This window comes from Pseudoalteromonas sp. 4NS20-0020 (assembly GCF_057554385.1).
Genome location: NZ_BAAJMI010000003.1, coordinates 566,041 through 583,848, shown reverse-complemented (window position 1 = coordinate 583,848; position 17,808 = coordinate 566,041). Strand labels below are relative to the sequence as shown.

The window sequence follows — 17,808 nt, the reverse complement described above, 5'->3', positions numbered from 1 at the left end:
AACGAGTGTGGATCACGCACCTTTATTGTGCAACTTTACACTCTAAACAACGAGCGTACACACCCTGTGGATCGTTATAATCCTTGAGGCTTTCAACTTCACTACTCAGTTGTTGAATGACGCTGTTTAAATTAGCTTGTGTTGCTAAAACAGATGGTGCTTTTGTTTGAAGACCCAACATCGATTTCACTGATGCACTTCCAAAAATGTCTTGTAGCATTTTTTCTTGCGGGCTCAAATCTTGTGTGATTGTTTTAACATCGTAGTTTTCTAACTTTGCAAGGGCGGCTGCAGCATCAATTGCATCTTGCTTATCACCTAGCTTATCAATTAATCCCAGTTCAAGTGCTTGAGAAGCAATCCAAACTCGACCTTGCGCAATTGCATCAACTTCCTCAGGCGTCATGCCTCGAGCCTTAGCTACAACATTCAAAAATCGACCGTAAGCCTCTTCAACACTCATTTGAATAACTTGAGCCATTTTTTCGTTAAGTGGGCGAGTGACAGAAAAACCTGCCATTTCGGTGGTTGCAACACCATCAGAATACACCCCAATTTTTGATAGTGTATTTTCAAATGTCATAAATGTACCAAATACGCCAATCGACCCTGTAATCGTACTTGGTGCAGCCCATATTTCGTTTGCAGCAGATGCAATCCAGTAACCGCCAGATGCCGCAACAGAGCTCATTGATGCGATAACAGGTTTACCGGCTGCTTTTAGAGCTAATACCTCTGCGCGAATAACTTCAGATGCGAACATACTACCGCCACCTGAATCAATACGAAGTACCACTGCTTTTACTTTATCATCAAGTCTTGCTTTACGAAGAAGGGCAGCGGTAGAGTCACCACCAATTTCGCCCGCTCTGCGCTCACCATCTACAATTGTTCCTCTCGCTACAACAACCGCTACTTTCTCAGTAATTGGGTTATCAAAAACGACAGGAGGCTTAACCAGGCTCAGGTATTGACGAAACGATACGTGTTTAAATGTTTTACCATCTTCTTGCGCACCCACTAAATCTATCAATTGTTGGCGTATTTGCTGAGTTGTTTTAAGCGAATCAACCCATTGATTATCGAGTGCATATTTACCAGCATCACCGTTAGCCGCTTGCATTTTTTCTAGGTAAACATCCATAGTTTCATCAAAGTTTGACTCATCGAATGGACGTGCAGCAGAAACATCTTGCTTATATTCATTCCAAAGTGCACCTAACCATACACGGTTTGCTTCTTTAGCCGCATCAGACATATCGTTACGGATAAAGGGTTCAACAGCTGATTTAAATGTACCTACTCTGAAAATATGCTGTGTTACTTCTAGCTTTTCTAGTGCGTCTTTAAAATACAGTGGGTACATGCCGTAACCTTCAATAGCAACGCTTCCATACGGATGCATCGCTATTTCGTCAGCATGTGCAGCAATGTAATACTGCGCTTGCGTGTAGTAGTAACCTGTAGCGATTACTTTTTTGCCAGCTTGTTTGAAGCCTTCAATAGCGTTGGTAATTTGTTTAAGTTTATTTAAATGCGCTTTAGGCATTTCTTGTAAATCAAGAAGTAGCACACTAATACGACTATCTTTTGCTGCTTCGTTTATGACTTCAACAACATCATCAAGTAAAATCTCACTTGGTTGGTCGTTACCTGATGTTGCGTCATTTAAAGCCGCCTCAATAGGATCTACATATAACTTTTCTTCAACCAATGGACCATTTAGGTTTAACCTAAGAACAGAGCCTTCCTCTACAATAATTTTATCATCATCGCTTGATATACCTGCAATAAATACAATAACAAGTAGCACAAACAAAAAGTTGATTATTAATCGACGAGAAAAGTTTATTCCAGCCCAAATGCCTTTGAATATTTTTGCTATCAAAATAGCTCCTTAATTTGGTACAGCTAATACATTTGTTTCATCTTATCCTAGAATAAATATAAATTTAACTGCTAAATCGTAACGAAGTGTTTATAAATACGTTCAAGCTACCGAAAACAATGGATTTATTATGCGATACAACCTCGCATTAAATAGTAATTTTGAGATGAGTACGTATTTTAAGCGTGTCTTAAGTATTAATTAAATACATGCAAATATTGCTTATTCGTTATCATTAAAGCAGAATTAGTGAATCTACACAGGTTAGACCAGTTAATGGGGCATGAGATGTTAGAACAACAACTAAAATTAAAACACACACAATTACGAAACAGATTAGTTATGGGCTCAATGCATACGGGCCTCGAAGAGGGATGGCATAACAGAAAACGTTTACGTGCATTTTATGAAGCCCGTGCAAAAGGCGGCACAGCCATGCTCATTACCGGTGGCTATAGCCCGAACCTGCGAGGCAAGTTAACGCCAATATCGTCTTCTTTTAACAGTTATTATGATGTTTTTAAGCATCGCGCATACACAGACGCTGTTCATAAACATGGTGGGAAAATTTGTTTACAGTTACTGCATGCGGGGCGCTATGCTTATCATCCTTTCAATCAGGCACCTAGTGCTATTCGGGCTCCAATTAATCCCTACAAGCCTAAAGAAATGTCACTGAGCTCAATTAAAAAAACGATTAAAGACTTTGCGCACTCTGCTTATATGGCTGAAAAAGCTGGGTATGATGGCGTTGAGGTAATGGGATCTGAAGGTTATTTGATTAATGAATTCATGGCGCCACACACCAACAAACGCGAAGACGAATTTGGTGGAAGCCTTGAAAACAGAATGCGCCTAGCGCTTGAAATAGTCAAAGCGGTTAGGGCTAAAGTATCTGATAAATTTTTAATTATATTTAGACTGTCAGTTATGGATCTAATCCCTGATGGGTCCACTCCTGATGAAGTGGTTATTCAAGCCACTGAACTTGAAAAAGCCGGGGTTGATATTTTTAATACGGGTATTGGCTGGCATGAAGCGCGCGTTCCTACGATTGCTAGTATGGTTCCACCAGGAGCCTTTAAAGAAGCGTCTAAGCGCTTAAAAAGTGTTGTTAGCGTTCCAGTCATTGCAGTAAACCGTATTAATACACCTGACATTGCAAATGACATTTTAAATGCGGGTGAAGCCGACCTCATATCAATGGCTAGACCTTTATTAGCTGATCCTGAGTTTTTTAATAAATATCAAAACGATCAAACAAAACAAATTAACATTTGTATTGGCTGTAACCAAGGCTGTTTAGATCATGTATTTAAAAATAAACGTGCAACCTGCTTGGTTAATCCTCAAGCGGCTTTTGAGCTTGATTACCCGCTCAATAAAGCGACAAACTCAAAAAATGTACTTGTTGTGGGCGCAGGCCCTGCTGGCTTATCCGCAAGTTGTTATTTGGCTCAAAAAGGTCATAAGGTCACTTTGATTGACCAAAAAGCGCAAATGGGTGGCCAATTTAATTTAGCCATGCAAATACCTGGCAAAGAAGACTTTAATCATACACTGGCATACTTTATTAATGAGCTAGAACGTTTAGATGTAGCGGTTAAACTCGAAACGTCATACAACGAGTCAATGCTGACACAGTACGACGATATTGTATTTGCAACGGGTGTTCGCCCACGTGAGGCGTCAATTAAATGTGGTGATAACAAACGCGTATTTGCATACGATGAAGTAATTCGTGGCGAAGTCGAGTTAGGCAACTCTATTGCCATTTTAGGTGCTGGCGGCATTGGTTTTGATATGGTGGCATTTTTAAGTGAACATAAATCACAAACCATTGATGAGTTTAAAACGCAGTGGGGAATTGAATGTGAACCGAAGCCACACAAAGACGAGCGTCAGTTGTACATGTTAAAAAGAAGCGCTGGCCGATTTGGTAGTGAACTTGGAAAAACAACAGGTTGGATCCATCGTCAAGTAGCTAAGCAGCATGGTGTAAAACAAATTGCAGATTGTCAGTATCAAAGCTTTGATAGCAAGGGTTTAACTATTACAGTTGGTGGTGAAACTCAGGTTTTACCGGTCGACACTGTTATTGCGTGTATTGGTCAAGTTTCAAATGATGAAGTTGTAAAGCCTCATGCTGAAAACGCTAAAGTACACGTTATTGGTGGCGCTAAACTCGCTGCTGCAATTGATGCTAAGCGCGCTATTTTTGAAGCCCTTCAAATAGCGAGAAGTATTTAACCTTTCGACAAGTTGAAATAGTTTGGTAATTCATGCGGTCTTGGTTGTTTATAGTCTATAACTAAATAAACATTAAACACAGGATACGCATGAACACACTGACTCGCTTCTACGTAGCTGCAATAGGTAAACTATCATTTTTAGATGGGTTACCTCCTTTACTTTTTAGATTAATTTTAGCCCCTGTGATGATTATCGCGGGTTATAATAAGCTCGCCATCAGCGGCGATGCTACTGGCTTTTTCAATAATTTATTAGCATCACCTGATGTTGTGCAATGGTTTGGAAATAGTGAATGGGGCTTGGGTTTACCGTTTCCCGACTTACTTGCATTTTTAGCTGGTTGGAGCGAATTTTTGGGAGGTTGGTTTTTATTATTAGGCCTATTGACTCGCCTCGTAAGTATTCCTCTAATGTTTACTATGGTTGTTGCTGCAACATCAGTGCATTGGCACAACGGCTGGTTTGCAATTGCTCCGACTAACCCTGACACGAGTGCAGCTCAGGTACTTGATTGGTTGTCTATACCCGGCGCCAAAGAAAGTCTTGAAAACTCAGTTGAAGTACAAGAGCGAATTGGCAAAATACGATCAATAGTCGATGAGCATGGGTTTGTAGATTACCTGTACGAAAAAGGTAAACCTTCAATTTTAAATAATGGGATAGAATTTGCTGCCATTTATTTCGCAATGCTGCTGAGTTTATTTTTCACCGGAGGTGGGCGCTTTGTTAGCGTTGATTATTGGCTCAGAAGAAGTGTCTTTAAAGAGTAAATTTAACGTAAGTTTATATACGCCAGCAAAAATTATTTTTTGCTGGCGTTTTTATTTCAATATTTATCAACACAGACTTAAAATGTTACCCTAGCGTTTTAAATATCGAGAAATAATTATGGACGCTATTGAGCTTTTATTAACTCGCCAATCTGACTCAAAACTAACAGAGCCAGGCCCATCAATTGAGCAGCTTAATATTATTAAACAAGCTGCACTTCGTGTCCCCGATCATGGTTGCATAGCGCCATGGCAATTTATTGTTGTTGAAGGGCAAGCGCGTGAAAAGTTAGGGTCGATTTACCACGAGAGTGCTGTGGCAGAGCAACAAGAAGATAAAGTTATAAACCGAGCTAAAGAATTACCGCTTCGTGCTCCAATGATCATCATTGCCATTGCTAAATATCAACAACATCCTAAAGTTCCTCGTATCGAGCAAGTGCAAAGCGCAGGGTGTAGCGTACTTGCAATGCAACAAGCCGCATTTGCACAAGGGTTAGGGGGTATTTGGCGCACGGGTTATTTTGCACAAAGTAATGCGGTTAAGCTAGCGCTTAATTTAAACGAGTTAGATGAAATTGTGGGTTACTTGTATATAGGTACACCTGCCGTCGATTGTAAAAAATCTCCAAGACATAAACCGGAAACTTATTTTACGGATTTATAAATAAGTGTGAACTTTTACATACATATAGGGTCACTTATAATTGAGTATAAATTTTAATCACTGATTATCAATGTTAGTGAGAAACTGCAAGAAGGGCATGGATGCTAAATAACTTGATAATTCTTCTGCAGATTGTTTTTTAATCGGTTGTTTTTTGATAATGTATGGAGAGTCTCAAAATAATAACGATAAAGAAGACTTAAATTATGGGAAATTTATTTTTACGTGAAAAAGAAAACTGGCTCGCTTGGTCAATTTGGGGGCTTCTAGGTGCGTTTGTTACGTTATATGTAGCAATGAGTACAAATGCTGCCCCTTTTATTGCCGGTTCAGCCGTCAGTGTATTGGTACTACTTACTTGGTGGATGCAACAATCTAAACGATTTGATTTTGGACGTGCATTTAAAGTGTGTTGTTATGTACTTATGTTGAGTATTCTGCCTACTTTTATGTTTGTCATTGTGCCAAGTGACGACTTAAACCGTTTTGATTTAATTTTTCAAGGGGTTACTTTTTTCTCATTGAGCTTGTTGGTTTGCTTAGTGTGTTCTTGGATTGCGCGTAGGCCTAAACAGTATTATTAGTAACCGCTATTTTTAAAATCTTAAAATGAATAAGTGATAGTTTTTTTACGCTACTAGATTAAATTTTATTTTTTTACATTTAAAGCTTTACAAATATCTCGATAACCCATATTATTCGCGCCGTACGGAGAGATGGCAGAGTGGTCGAATGCACCGGTCTTGAAAACCGGCATAGGTTTGTAGCCTATCTAGGGTTCAAATCCCTATCTCTCCACCATTATTTAAAAAACCGCCTTATGGCGGTTTTTTGCTATCTGGGGTTTGATAAATGACAGACAAAGCAACTATTCCTATGAGTGCACAGCTTTTAAAACACATTCTTTTATGGACCGTGTTTGGTTACTGTTACCAAAGCGGTATGAGCGTACTAATTAAAATGGCAGCCGATGCACAACCAGAACACCCATTAATTACAGCGTTTGCATATGGTGTAGGTTTTAATATTTTAGTGGCCCACTTAATTACTAAGTACGATACAAAATGGCCCCTAGTTGCCTCAGTTTTTATTGGTGTAGTTGGATTAGTCGCTGTACCAATTATTATTGGCGGCACCGCTAGTTTATTAACTTTTTCATTGCTTGCCGGATTTTTATTCAGTTTGATACTTAGTTGCTTTATTGTTGGTCTGTTAAAGGTAAAACTCAATAAAAACTAGCACCAAACGTGCGTTATTTTGTGATAGCATACTCATGTCTTTTAACTAACAAAACGTGAAAAACACATTATGTCAGATAATTTTACTACAGATGCTGAAAAAGCAAGTTACGGTATTGGCTTACAAATGGGTGAGCAACTTAAGTCTAATCCTTTTGAAGGCTTAAACCTAAATTCAGTGTTTGAAGGCATGAAAGATGCGTACGCAGGTAGCGCTTTTCAAGTTGAGATCCCAGAGATCCAAGCTGCATTTGAAAAAGTTAACGAAGAGATTCAAGCTCGTCGTGAAGAAGAGTCAAAAGTACTTTCTGCTGAAGGTATTGCATTCTTAGAAGAAAACGCAAAACGTCCTGAAATCACTGTTACTGAGTCTGGTCTTCAATATGAAGTATTAGCAACAGGTGAAGGCGAAAAGCCAACTGCTGAGTCTACAGTACGTGTTGATTACCACGGTACATTAATTAACGGTACAGTATTTGATAGCTCTTACGAGCGCGGTCAACCAGCTGAATTCCCTGTAGGTGGCGTGATCAAAGGTTGGACTGAAGCTTTACAAATGATGCCAGTAGGCACTAAATGGCGTATTTACGTTCCTCATGAGCTAGCTTATGGTGAACGTGGTGCAGGTGCTGCAATTGCACCTTTCTCAACGCTTGTATTTGATGTTGAGCTACACGAAATCCTTTCTTAATAGTCGTTATTAAGTTAGTTAAAAAACCGCGCTTATTATTAGCGCGGTTTTTTTGTGCCTATAAAAATTACCTTTAATTATTGTCAGGCAATACGCATAGTCACTTTTAAAATGATTAACGCCAAACGCCAAACGCCAAACGCCAATTACAAAGCAAGTCATTAAAAAAAACCGCATTTAAAAATGCGGTTTCAAAAGGGAGTTATTAATTAAACACTTTAATCTCAAAGCATAGCTTTTAATGATTAAAAGTAGCCGCGAACACCCAAGCGAATATTTCTACCTGGAAGAGGGGCTTTATCTTTTATAAATGAGGTATGAACAAACCCAAGCTCATCAGTCAGGTTATCAACATTTATATAAAATTGAGCATCAACAGCACCTAACCCTAATTGGTAGTTAGCTTGAGCATCAAATAAAGTATAACCATCCGTTTGGCTTTCAAACGCAGTGATATCATTTTGATCGAAGTAATGTGTGCCAGTTAACGTTAGTTGTAGGTTACCTAAATCATACTGTAACTCAGAGCCTAACTTATTTGCTGGTATACGCGGCAAGTTGCCTTCATTACTTTTAAGTTTAGCGCGGGTAGAGTCACCAAATACTTTAACCATTGTGTTTGGTGTAATTTGGTAGTGTGCATCGAACTCAAATCCATAGAGCTCTGCATCTTTACTTTTAAATTGGTAAACAGCCACTGCATCGTCGTGTGCACCAACAGCTGATTCTAAACCCTCTTCTTCACCGTAAACTAAGCCCGTATTTTCTTGGAAATAGAAATTTTTAATATCGTTATAGAAAAAGTTTACAGTGTAACCAAAATCTCCACTAAAGCGTCTAAAGCTTAAATCAAGGTTAGTTGATTTTTCTTGTTTAATGTCCTCAGGTTCAAAGTGGGCTTCGTTATCTTCGATGTGGTAACCTAAGCCAAGTTCGTAAGTACCTGTTGCAATGTGTAGGCCATTAGATAACAGCTCAGCAGAAAGCGGCGCACGCTCAGAATGAGATAGACTCAGTGCTAAACTTTGTCCTGGCGTATATTGCCAAATAGCCCCTGCAGATGCACTTACGTTAGTAAAGCTTTCACTGTAGGCAATTATCTCTTCTTCATGTTCTTCTTCAACTTCTTCATCATGGTCATGATGATGCTCAGCTGAAGATATATTACTTTCAATTTTGTAATCTTCAATACGAGCTCCAAGCTCTAAAGTTACATCACCAAACACGCGTTCTTCTAACACATAAAGTGCATTTGAGGTTGTTATACTGGCTGGAGTAAATGCTTCATCACCAATTGCGTCGTAGTCAGAATCGCTGTAATGATAGCCTAACATACCATGCCAGTCCGCGAACTTATGTTCTACGTTTAAACGCGCTTCGGTAGTTTTATTAGTGAACGTGGTACCAATTTCACCATCTTCAATTTCACTGTGTGAATAGTCTGTATAACCTATACGTAGGTTGATTGTCTCTATCCAGTAATTGTGAAGCGCATAGCTGACTAAGCCTTGCCAACGGTCTTGCTCTAGCTGTGCAAAAACAGCTTCTTCGCCTTCTTTTTCATCCTCATGTTCTGCATGTTCTTCTTCAGTTTCACCTTCGTGATCATGCTCATGATGATGTTCATGTCCAGGTATTCCATAGTCAGTTTCTATACTACCGTAAGAAAATCCAACAGTAAGGTGCTCGCTAACGTAGCTAGTACCAAAATTTAGTGTTTCGCTATCAATAAACGTGTTTTTTACTGAGTTTTCAGTTTCTATGTCGCCATCTTCGTCAGTTACTGTAAATGTAGGCGTTTCATAGTCATCGCCACTGCGTTTAGTCCCATCAAAATGAAAGTTAAATCCGTCATTTCCTGTTTCTAGTTTTGCGGCCACGGTATTTGAGTTAGAAACCGTGTCATGGCTGTACTCAGCGGCACCGGTTAAATCATCTAAATTACTCGTTGGAATACGGTTATCAACCACATTTACCACACCACCAATTGCACCTGAGCCATACAAAAGTGTACTTGGTCCACGAAGTACTTCAATTTGTTCAGCTGCTAAGCTGTCGCTTGAGGTTGCATGGTCTGGTCCAATGCGCGATGCATCACTAGCATCTAATCCGTTTTGGGTGATTTTAACGCGAGGACCATCTAAACCTCGAATAATAGGGCTTGAGGATACAGGGCCAAAGTAGCTTGCATTAACACCAGGTAAACCTTTTAGTGTTTCGCCAAGTGTTGGTTTAGATTTATTTCTTAACTCATCACCCGACAGAACGCTTACCGGTGAAATCATTTCTAAGCTGCTTTTGTGTAGCGCAGATGCATAAACCACAACGGTTTCAACCGAGGTTGGTAAAAGTGAAACCGTGACATTGTTTGACGATTCAGTAACCGTTATTCTTGAATCTACGTAGTTGTCTTTGCTGATATGAAGTTGGCTGTTAGCGTCAATTTCAATTGAGAATTCGCCAAGCTCATTACTTTTTATAGTTTGATTTTTTCCATGAACATGAATGGAAGCGTTTTCAATAGGTTGATTTTTATCGTTTATTACCTTACCTGTTATTGTTGCAGCTAGGGCGGATTGGGTGCATAAAACCGATAAAATGGCAGAAGAAATTAATGTTAACTTTGTCATTAGTAAATTATTTGGTGATTACATGTTGTGATATAATATAACAGTTCATAATTTTTGAATCAACAATGTTATACTATAACTTTTGCATTTGCGTTTAATCAACTAAAAATGATGATAAATCACTCAGGTTGGTATTTTATCTGCTATCAATCATTAGTACATCAAGCTTGTATTGTGCACGTTTTTGGTTTTTTAAGTCAGTAGGCTCTAGCATTTCACATTCGTCACGTAGCATTTCGGCTATTAGGCTAGGGTATTGGCGGCAATCTTCAGGTCGGTCTAGGTAAATATTACATATGAATTTATCGCGATCACCTTCATCTTTTTTAGGTTCAATTGCTAAAAATGGGCAGTTATTTAATTTATCACCTGTGTTCGGATCAAACCAAATTTTATTGTTTTGTACATATTGATAAATCTCGGGATTAAAGAGCGCCCACATTTCAATTTCTTCTGATGATACGTCGAGGTCACCACCACCATATTTGGTACAGCACTTACCACACTGGTTACACTCTTTCATGATTTATTTATCTTTATATAGTTTTTACAATTTTTAGTTTAACAGCTCGTGTTAAATTGTTTGAAATTATTATTTTTTATTAACCCTAAGCATTTAAGTTTATAGCCTGAAGAAGCTTAACAAATATTCTTTTTCGTTCTGATATTTACAAATCCACAATAGTTAAGTCTTTTAGAGCGCTCTACTATCTATAAAATAGGTAAACCTTATCAAAAATACATTTTTAGCTACTGCCCCTGGAGTTAAATCGTTTGCTATACACTTTAATGTTGTATGATCGGCCTAAGGGCATATTTAATGAGCCATTTAAATTTATATTTTGCTATTTTAAGCATAAATACATTAGGGGTGATAAGTAATGATGAATACAAAAGTATACAAAGCGGTACATGATTTGGCTGAAGAATTAATGAGTGCGGCGAATAAAAATGATCGCAAACGCTTTGAGTTACTTTTTTCTAAACTAAAAGCAATTTGTGAAGAAAACGAAAATACCTCTAAAGATCATCCTGTTCAGTGGGAAACACTGGCTGATTTTACAGAAGAGTTAGAAGATGCTATTACTACCTACGAGAAGGCACTAGCAAAATCTATTGCTATTAATAATAAAGACCATATGTCGTCGGTTGCTTTTTCTATGGCGACACTACAACTTGAGATGGGCCAAAAAGAAGAGGCTATAAAAAATCTTCAAAGTGCCAAAGTCAGTGCAAATAAAATAGAAGACAAAGTACTTAAAGCAGAGATTCATGACTTGTTAGAGTCACTTGTTGAAGAAGAAGGCTAATTAAAGCTTTGGCGTATAGCGTTTTTAAAAGGGTGATTATGTTTAAATACGGTTTATATTTATTTACGTTTTTACCTTTTTGTTCGTTTGCTAACTCTTTCAATCAGCAAATATCCGCAGCTCTGATTGAAAGAACAACACACAATATTACTTATGACGGCAGTTATTATTCAATGACCTATCCCGGTGGTGATGTACCAAGTAATATTGGTGTGTGTACCGATGTTATTATTCGCGCTTACAGCCAATTGGGTGTGGATTTACAACAAAGAGTACATGAAGATATTCGAGCAAATTTTGTGATGTATCCGTCTGAGCGAATTTGGGGTTTAAAAAAACCTGATAAAAATATCGACCACAGGCGTGTACCTAACCTTCAAGTATTTTTTAAGCGTCAAGGCACAGAGTTAACTATTTCAAGTAACTCACGTGATTATAAAGTTGGTGATATAGTTACTTGGATGTTACCCGGTAACTTACCCCATATAGGCATGGTTGTTACGGAAGCTTTAAGCAGCGCCGAGAATGTTCAAATTGTACATAATATAGGGCGAGGACCAGAAATAAGCGAAATGCTATTTGATTATAAGATTACTGGTCATTATCGTTTTACTAATAAACATTATAATGCCCAGTAAAGATGGGGCTGTTATAAAGCTATTAATTATTTTAGATTAATACTTATATTGCCGTTTGGCTTGCTACAGCATAAAAGTATTTCACCATCACGAACAAACGCGAGTGGCTCTTCATTATATTTAACATTGCCAGATACTAAAGTTGCTCTGCAAGCACCGCAGTAGCCTTCACGACATTGATAAGCAACGTCTATTTTTTGAGATTCTAAGCAGTGTAAAAGAGAAGGGCAGCCAGGGCTATATTCAATGCGCTGGCTGTTTTCTGCAAGTGTAACACTTGCAGTCGTTTCGTTATTCATTATAAGTCAAAGTCACCAAATTCAGCAGCATCAACTTGTGAATCTATTTGACCTACAAGGTATGAACTAATTTCTGCCTCTTGTGGTGCAACCTGAACATTATCAGACACTAACCATGAGTTGATCCATGGGATAGGGTTACTGTTGTTTTCAAATTGGGCTGGCAAACCAATAGCAGTCATACGTGCGTTAGTAATATATTCAACATACTGACATAAAATATGCTTGTTTAAGCCAATCATAGAGCCATCTTTGAATAGGTACTCTGCCCATTCTTTCTCTTGCTCGGCAGCTTGTACAAACATTTTAATTGCTTCATCGCGACATTGAGCTGCAACGATTGCCATTTCTGGATCGTCTTTGCCGTCTTGCATGATATTTAAAATATGCTGTGTACCCGAAAGATGAAGTGCTTCGTCACGTGCAATTAGTTTAATTATCTTAGCGTTACCTTCCATAAGTTCACGCTCAGCAAATGCAAATGAACAAGCAAAGCTGACATAAAAACGAATTGCTTCAAGAATGTTTACCGACATCATAGCGAGGTAAAGTTTCTTTTTCAGCTCGAATAAGTTTACAACCACTGTTTTACCGTTGATTTCATGCTTGCCTTCACCGTAAAGGTTGTAAAGTGAAACAGAGTTAATTAAATCATCGTAATAAGTCGTTACTGCATCAGCGCGCTCGCTAATTTTATCGTTGCTAACGATGTCATCAAAAATAAGCTCTGGTGATTGTGTTACGTTACGAATAATGTGCGTGTATGAACGGCTGTGAATTGTTTCACTAAATGCCCACGTTTCTATCCAGGTTTCAAGTTCTGGGATAGACACGATAGGTAGTAGCGCAACGTTAGGAGAGCGGCCTTGTACACTATCAAGCAGTGTTTGATATTTTAAGTTACTTAAAAATATGTGCTTTTCATGCTCTGGTAGCGCCTGAAAATCTAAACGGTCTTTACTCACATCTACTTCTTCTGGTCGCCAAAAGAAAGACAGTTGCTTTTCAATTAACTTTTCAAAAATAGGATATTTTTGTTGATCGTAACGCGATACGTTAACGGTCTGGCCAAAAAACATTGGCTCTTGCATTTGGTTATTATGATTACGACTAAAAGTAGTATAAGACATGTTTATCACTCAAAAAACTATCAGAACAAAGCGGGCTGTATGCCCGCTTAAGATAAAATTAACGACTATATTTTACACGCGCCGCCTGCACAATCGTCATCTTCCACTTCTGGAGTGTCGTCTTGTGCATCAGATGCGCCATCACGGGTATTATGGTAATACAACGTTTTGACCCCCAATTTGTAGGCGCTAAGTAAGTCTTTTAATAAGACTTTCATAGGTACTTTACCGCCTTCAAATTTATTTGGATCATAATTTGTGTTTGCAGAAATAGTTTGGTCAACAAATTTTTGCATGATACCGACAAGCTGTAAGTAACCATCATTAGAAGGTATGTCCCAAAGTAACTCATAGTTGTCTTTCAAACGTTCGTACTCAGGTACAACTTGTTTTAAAATACCATCTTTACTTGCTTTAACACTAATGTGACCGCGTGGTGGCTCGATACCATTTGTTGCGTTCGAGATTTGCGATGACGTTTCTGATGGCATTAATGCGCTTAGTGTTGAGTTACGCATACCGTGTTCTTGTATGCTCTTACGTAGTGCATCCCAATCAAGGTGCAGTGGCTCATCACAAATTTTATCTAAGTCTGTTTTATACGTATCTGTAGGCATAATACCTTGAGAATACGTTGTTTCGTTAAACTTAGGACATGCACCACGTTCTTTTGCAAGTTCGTTTGACGCTTTCATCAAGTAGTATTGAATAGCTTCGAATGTTTTATGTGTTAGTGCATTTGCACTGCCGTCTGAATAACGCTTACCATTTTTAGCTAAGTAGTAGGCATAGTTGATTACACCTATTCCTAACGTACGACGTCCCATTGTTGCGTTTTTGGCAGCTGGTACTGGGTAGTCTTGGAAGTCGAGTAAGTTATCGAGTGCACGTACTGCTAGCTCCGCAAGCTCTTCTAGTTCATCTAGAGACTCAAGCGCACCTAGGTTGAAAGCAGACAATGTACATAATGCAATTTCGCCTTCTTCGTCGTTAACGTTGTTAAGTGGTTTAGTCGGTAATGCAATTTCTAAACACAAGTTAGACTGACGAATTGGCGCAACTTTCGCTATAAACGGGCTATGTGTATTACAGTGATCTACATTCTGTAAGTATATGCGGCCAGTACTTGCACGCTCTTGTGCAAACACAGAGAACAATTCAATGGCTTTAATACGCTTTTTACGAATTGACTCGTCTTGTTCGTATTTAACATATAATGCATCAAATTCGTCTTGATCTTCAAAAAACGCATCGTAAAGACCTGGCACATCTGATGGGCTAAATAACGTGATGTAATCGTCTTTAATCAAACGAGAATACATTAACTTATTAAACTGTACGCCGTAATCTAAATGACGAACACGGTTGTCATCAACACCCCGGTTATTTTTAAGAACTAAAAGGTTCTCTACTTCTAAATGCCATAGCGGGTAGAATAGGGTTGCTGCGCCGCCGCGAACACCACCTTGCGAACAACTCTTAACAGCTGTTTGAAAGTGCTTGTAAAAAGGGATACAACCTGTGTGGTATGCTTCGCCATTACGGATATGGCTTCCTAATGCACGGATACGACCAGCATTAATACCGATACCAGCACGCTGAGAAACATATTTTACAATAGCTGACGATGTAGCATTGATTGAATCAAGGCTGTCGCCACACTCAATAAGTACGCAAGAGCTAAATTGACGAGTAGGCGTACGTACACCAGCCATGATTGGCGTAGGCAATGAAATTTTAAATAACGATACCGCGTCGTAAAAACGTTTTATGTATGAAACTCGTGTTTCTCGTGGGTAATCTGCAAATAAGCTTGCAGCCACTAAAATATATAAAAACTGTGCGCTTTCATAAATTTCACCCGTTACACGGTTTTGAACTAGGTATTTACCTTCTAATTGCTTAACTGCAGCGTAACTAAAATTAAGATCGCGTGAGTGATCAAGGTATTCGTCTAATTCGTCAAATTCTTGCTCTGTGTAATCAGCAAGTAAGTGAGCATCGTAACGTTTATCACTCACCATTTTTGTTACATGGTCAAATAAACGCGGTGGCTCAAATTGACCGTATGCTTTTTTACGTAAGTGGAATACAGCTAAACGTGCAGCAAGATACTGGTAATCAGGTGATTCTTTAGAAATCTGATCGGCAGCCGCTTTGATAATCGTTTCGTGAATATCTTTTGTACGAATACCATCATAAAATTGAATATGTGACTTTAATTCAACCTGTGAAACCGAAACGTTATTTAAACCTTCGGCGGCCCATTCTATAACGCGATGGATCTTATCAAGATCAAGAGGCTCTTTGCGCCCGTCACGTTTGCTTACAGATAACTGTTGGTTCATAGCTTTGCCTGTATTCCTTGGGGATAATGTATTTTTGACCAATGTTGTACGTCTCAAAAAGAGAAGTAGTGCTCATTTTTTATAAGTTTTACCCAATGAGGTAAATTTAATTGAATAACATTTGGCCACAATATCTGGTGTTGTTCAATTTAGAGATCACAAGATAGTGTGGTCTGAGTTGATTTGCAAGGGGCATAATTGCCCCTATTTGTGGATAACGTTGGGATAACGTATTTGTGTTAGTAGGCATTAACCTTTGATCATTCATTGAAGTTGAAATTTTTAAAAATCAACTCAGGATCGACTAAATTTACACATTTTGAAAATAAATTTCGGCTGCTTTTTTTATCATCAAGCTTTGCGTAAAAACTAACACAATCACAATATATAGTGTTTATATCTAAAATGGGCACTATATATGGTTAAATGCGTCAATAGGGCTACGCCAGTTAAAATCAGCTTTCCAAGTAAGTGCTTCTGCATCGCTTGGAATGTACCCCCACAGAGCAGTAGCTGTAGGCATACCTGCTGCTTTACCAGCTTGAATGTCTCGCTCGGCATCACCTATGTATAAACAGCGAGCTGGTATTACGTCCATTAGTTTTGCGCAATGAAGTAAAGGTAGAGGAGAGGGTTTGGCTTCTTCAAGCGTATCACCGCTAATAACAACTGCCGCATTTTTTAAAGCGGGGATCGCAGCGACAAGCGGCTCAGTTAAAAAGCCAGGCTTGTTTGTCATGATCCCCCATTTGATCTTTTTGTGATCAAGTGAGATCAGTAGTGGTTCAATACCGGCAAAGCATTGGGTGTATTTCGCAATGTTTTGGGCATAGCTATCGACCAATTGTTTTATCAACTGTGCTTGTGCAAGAGAGGGCCACAACTCTTTAAAACCCGCTTCCAATAAAGCTGCCGCACCATTGGAAGCCGCTGGGCGATATATTTCGCTTGTTACTTCGGCAATTTTATTTGCTCTTAGTACACTATTAAGTGCAGCGCCTAAATCGTCAGCTGTGTCGAGTAAGGTGCCGTCTAAATCAAACAAAAACGCATCATATTGATAAAGTTCTAATGATGAACCTGCGCTCTTCATTACACCAACTTCTCAAAATGAAGGATATAATTAACACTAACATCATTATTAAGTGTGTATTGTTTAGAGAAGGGGTTATACGAAAGTCCTGAGCTTGCACGTACTTTTAAGCCCGCTTGCTCGGCCCACGCAATTAGCTGCGCCGGTTTAATAAACTTTTTGTGATCGTGAGTTCCCTCTGGAACCATTTTTAATAGTTTTTCAGCACCTACAATTGCGTACAAGTAGGCTTTCGGTGTTTTATTGAGAGTAGAGAAAAAAACATCAGCGCCAGGTTTTGCAAGTTTGGCAACGGCGTGAATAATTGAAGCAGGGTCTGGAACGTGTTCGAGCATTTCCATACAGGTAACAACGTCAAATCGTTCAGGGTGTTCTTCAGCAAACTGTTCTGCGGGTATTTTTATGTAATCTACATTAACACCCGTTTCTAGGCTGTGTAATTTAGCGACAGTCAAAGGCTCTTGTCCCATATCAATACCTGTTACCTTTGCCCCCATACGTGCCATACTTTCGCTTAAAATACCCCCACCACAGCCAACATCGAGTGTTTCTTTATCAAATAAACCTTGCGTTTTATTTGCAATAAAATCTAGGCGTAACGGATTAATTTCGTGAAGAGGTTTAAACTCACCCTCTAAATCCCACCAACGCTCTGCGATGGCTTCAAACTTTGCTATTTCTGCGTGATCTACATTTTGATGTTCGGTCATAAAATACTTCCTCGTCAATCTGAGGCCATTATATAGGCCTAAATTGATAAATCGCAAAGTTTTGCGCCTGTAAATTAAAATTAATTGTGATAGCATGTCTGTTAGTAATAATAACAATACTCTTTAAAACCTAATACTGGGTT

Annotated in this window: 16 protein-coding genes and 1 tRNA gene; 9 read left to right on the top strand and 8 right to left on the bottom strand. The window is 38.8% G+C overall.

Going from position 1 to position 17,808, the window contains the following annotated elements; translation table 11 throughout:
• Positions 1–22: 22 nt before the first annotated feature.
• Positions 23–1,888 carry a signal peptide peptidase SppA gene (gene sppA / locus AC27JL_RS09855; RefSeq protein ID WP_487195518.1) on the bottom strand — a complete coding sequence of 622 codons (1,866 nt, stop codon included), beginning with the start codon at positions 1,886–1,888 and terminating at the stop codon, positions 23–25.
• A gap of 288 nt (positions 1,889–2,176) precedes the next feature.
• Between sppA and AC27JL_RS09850 the strand changes: the two genes are divergently transcribed.
• From AC27JL_RS09850 to bamJ, 7 genes are all read left to right on the top strand, one after another.
• The gene (locus AC27JL_RS09850) at positions 2,177–4,138 is read left to right on the top strand and encodes an oxidoreductase (protein WP_487195517.1); all 1,962 of its coding nucleotides are present in this window, start codon (positions 2,177–2,179) and stop codon (positions 4,136–4,138) included.
• An 89-nt stretch (positions 4,139–4,227) separates the two neighbouring features.
• Complete coding sequence (locus tag AC27JL_RS09845) at positions 4,228–4,911, top strand: HvfX family Cu-binding RiPP maturation protein (protein ID WP_006794459.1); 684 nt, start codon at positions 4,228–4,230, stop codon at positions 4,909–4,911.
• 118 nt (positions 4,912–5,029) lie between these two features.
• The gene (locus AC27JL_RS09840; protein ID WP_006794458.1) at positions 5,030–5,578 is read left to right on the top strand and encodes an NAD(P)H nitroreductase; all 549 of its coding nucleotides are present in this window, start codon (positions 5,030–5,032) and stop codon (positions 5,576–5,578) included.
• A 206-nt stretch (positions 5,579–5,784) separates the two neighbouring features.
• Positions 5,785–6,162 (top strand): hypothetical protein, encoded by a 378-nt coding sequence (locus tag AC27JL_RS09835; RefSeq protein WP_006794457.1) that lies wholly within the window; start codon positions 5,785–5,787, stop codon positions 6,160–6,162.
• Positions 6,163–6,288: 126 nt separating this feature from the next.
• A tRNA-Ser gene (locus tag AC27JL_RS09830) sits at positions 6,289–6,379 on the top strand.
• 51 nt (positions 6,380–6,430) lie between these two features.
• Positions 6,431–6,817 (top strand): hypothetical protein, encoded by a 387-nt coding sequence (locus tag AC27JL_RS09825; protein WP_006794456.1) that lies wholly within the window; start codon positions 6,431–6,433, stop codon positions 6,815–6,817.
• Between the two features lie 69 nt (positions 6,818–6,886).
• Positions 6,887–7,507, top strand: a complete 621-nt coding sequence (gene bamJ, locus AC27JL_RS09820) for a BamJ family beta-barrel-assembly machinery protein (protein ID WP_006794455.1) — start codon at positions 6,887–6,889, stop codon at positions 7,505–7,507.
• A 245-nt stretch (positions 7,508–7,752) separates the two neighbouring features.
• On the opposite strand, the gene AC27JL_RS09815 is transcribed toward bamJ, so the two are convergent.
• Both AC27JL_RS09815 and AC27JL_RS09810 read right to left on the bottom strand, forming a co-directional pair.
• A complete protein-coding gene (locus AC27JL_RS09815) occupies positions 7,753–10,137 on the bottom strand; it encodes a TonB-dependent receptor (RefSeq protein ID WP_487195516.1) in 2,385 nt (794 codons plus the stop codon).
• Between the two features lie 136 nt (positions 10,138–10,273).
• On the bottom strand, positions 10,274–10,660 hold the full coding sequence (locus AC27JL_RS09810; RefSeq protein WP_487195515.1) for a YkgJ family cysteine cluster protein: 387 nt from the start codon (positions 10,658–10,660) through the stop codon (positions 10,274–10,276).
• 358 nt (positions 10,661–11,018) lie between these two features.
• On the opposite strand from AC27JL_RS09810, the gene AC27JL_RS09805 reads away from it, so the two are divergent.
• Together AC27JL_RS09805 and AC27JL_RS09800 are read left to right on the top strand one after the other, a co-directional pair.
• Entirely contained in the window at positions 11,019–11,447 is a 429-nt protein-coding gene (locus tag AC27JL_RS09805) for a tetratricopeptide repeat protein (protein WP_243533552.1), read from the top strand.
• A gap of 38 nt (positions 11,448–11,485) precedes the next feature.
• Positions 11,486–12,085: a DUF1287 domain-containing protein gene (locus tag AC27JL_RS09800; RefSeq protein WP_243533554.1), complete on the top strand. Its 600-nt coding sequence runs from the start codon at positions 11,486–11,488 to the stop codon at positions 12,083–12,085.
• Positions 12,086–12,111: 26 nt separating this feature from the next.
• Here AC27JL_RS09800 and yfaE read toward each other — a convergent pair whose 3' ends face one another.
• The 5 genes from yfaE to ubiG form a co-directional block, all read right to left on the bottom strand.
• Positions 12,112–12,384: a class I ribonucleotide reductase maintenance protein YfaE gene (gene yfaE / locus AC27JL_RS09795; protein ID WP_010557418.1), complete on the bottom strand. Its 273-nt coding sequence runs from the start codon at positions 12,382–12,384 to the stop codon at positions 12,112–12,114.
• Positions 12,384–13,514 carry a class Ia ribonucleoside-diphosphate reductase subunit beta gene (gene nrdB / locus AC27JL_RS09790; protein WP_006794448.1) on the bottom strand — a complete coding sequence of 377 codons (1,131 nt, stop codon included), beginning with the start codon at positions 13,512–13,514 and terminating at the stop codon, positions 12,384–12,386. The genes yfaE and nrdB overlap by 1 nt, the downstream gene beginning before the upstream one ends.
• A 65-nt stretch (positions 13,515–13,579) precedes the next feature.
• A complete protein-coding gene (gene nrdA, locus AC27JL_RS09785; RefSeq protein ID WP_008132948.1) occupies positions 13,580–15,862 on the bottom strand; it encodes a class 1a ribonucleoside-diphosphate reductase subunit alpha in 2,283 nt (760 codons plus the stop codon).
• A gap of 412 nt (positions 15,863–16,274) precedes the next feature.
• Entirely contained in the window at positions 16,275–16,955 is a 681-nt protein-coding gene (locus tag AC27JL_RS09780; RefSeq protein WP_487195514.1) for an HAD-IA family hydrolase, read from the bottom strand.
• The gene (gene ubiG, locus AC27JL_RS09775) at positions 16,955–17,665 is read right to left on the bottom strand and encodes a bifunctional 2-polyprenyl-6-hydroxyphenol methylase/3-demethylubiquinol 3-O-methyltransferase UbiG (RefSeq protein ID WP_487195513.1); all 711 of its coding nucleotides are present in this window, start codon (positions 17,663–17,665) and stop codon (positions 16,955–16,957) included. Before ubiG ends, AC27JL_RS09780 begins: the two co-directional genes overlap by 1 nt.
• Between the last annotated feature and the right edge of the window lie 143 nt (positions 17,666–17,808).

What these genes read in the sequence shown, in the direction of transcription:
- AC27JL_RS09840 (WP_006794458.1), top strand. Translation starts at nt 5,030, where the DNA reads ATGGACGCTATTGAGCTTTTATTAACTCGCCAATCTGACTCAAAACTA.
- AC27JL_RS09835 (WP_006794457.1), top strand. Translation starts at nt 5,785, where the DNA reads ATGGGAAATTTATTTTTACGTGAAAAAGAAAACTGGCTCGCTTGGTCA.
- nrdB (WP_006794448.1), bottom strand. Translation starts at nt 13,514, where the DNA reads ATGTCTTATACTACTTTTAGTCGTAATCATAATAACCAAATGCAAGAG.
- bamJ (WP_006794455.1), top strand. Translation starts at nt 6,887, where the DNA reads ATGTCAGATAATTTTACTACAGATGCTGAAAAAGCAAGTTACGGTATT.
- AC27JL_RS09805 (WP_243533552.1), top strand. Translation starts at nt 11,019, where the DNA reads ATGATGAATACAAAAGTATACAAAGCGGTACATGATTTGGCTGAAGAA.
- yfaE (WP_010557418.1), bottom strand. Translation starts at nt 12,384, where the DNA reads ATGAATAACGAAACGACTGCAAGTGTTACACTTGCAGAAAACAGCCAG.
- AC27JL_RS09800 (WP_243533554.1), top strand. Translation starts at nt 11,486, where the DNA reads ATGTTTAAATACGGTTTATATTTATTTACGTTTTTACCTTTTTGTTCG.
- AC27JL_RS09780 (WP_487195514.1), bottom strand. Translation starts at nt 16,955, where the DNA reads ATGAAGAGCGCAGGTTCATCATTAGAACTTTATCAATATGATGCGTTT.
- AC27JL_RS09825 (WP_006794456.1), top strand. Translation starts at nt 6,431, where the DNA reads ATGACAGACAAAGCAACTATTCCTATGAGTGCACAGCTTTTAAAACAC.
- ubiG (WP_487195513.1), bottom strand. Translation starts at nt 17,665, where the DNA reads ATGACCGAACATCAAAATGTAGATCACGCAGAAATAGCAAAGTTTGAA.
- AC27JL_RS09850 (WP_487195517.1), top strand. Translation starts at nt 2,177, where the DNA reads ATGTTAGAACAACAACTAAAATTAAAACACACACAATTACGAAACAGA.
- nrdA (WP_008132948.1), bottom strand. Translation starts at nt 15,862, where the DNA reads ATGAACCAACAGTTATCTGTAAGCAAACGTGACGGGCGCAAAGAGCCT.
- AC27JL_RS09815 (WP_487195516.1), bottom strand. Translation starts at nt 10,137, where the DNA reads ATGACAAAGTTAACATTAATTTCTTCTGCCATTTTATCGGTTTTATGC.
- AC27JL_RS09810 (WP_487195515.1), bottom strand. Translation starts at nt 10,660, where the DNA reads ATGAAAGAGTGTAACCAGTGTGGTAAGTGCTGTACCAAATATGGTGGT.
- AC27JL_RS09845 (WP_006794459.1), top strand. Translation starts at nt 4,228, where the DNA reads ATGAACACACTGACTCGCTTCTACGTAGCTGCAATAGGTAAACTATCA.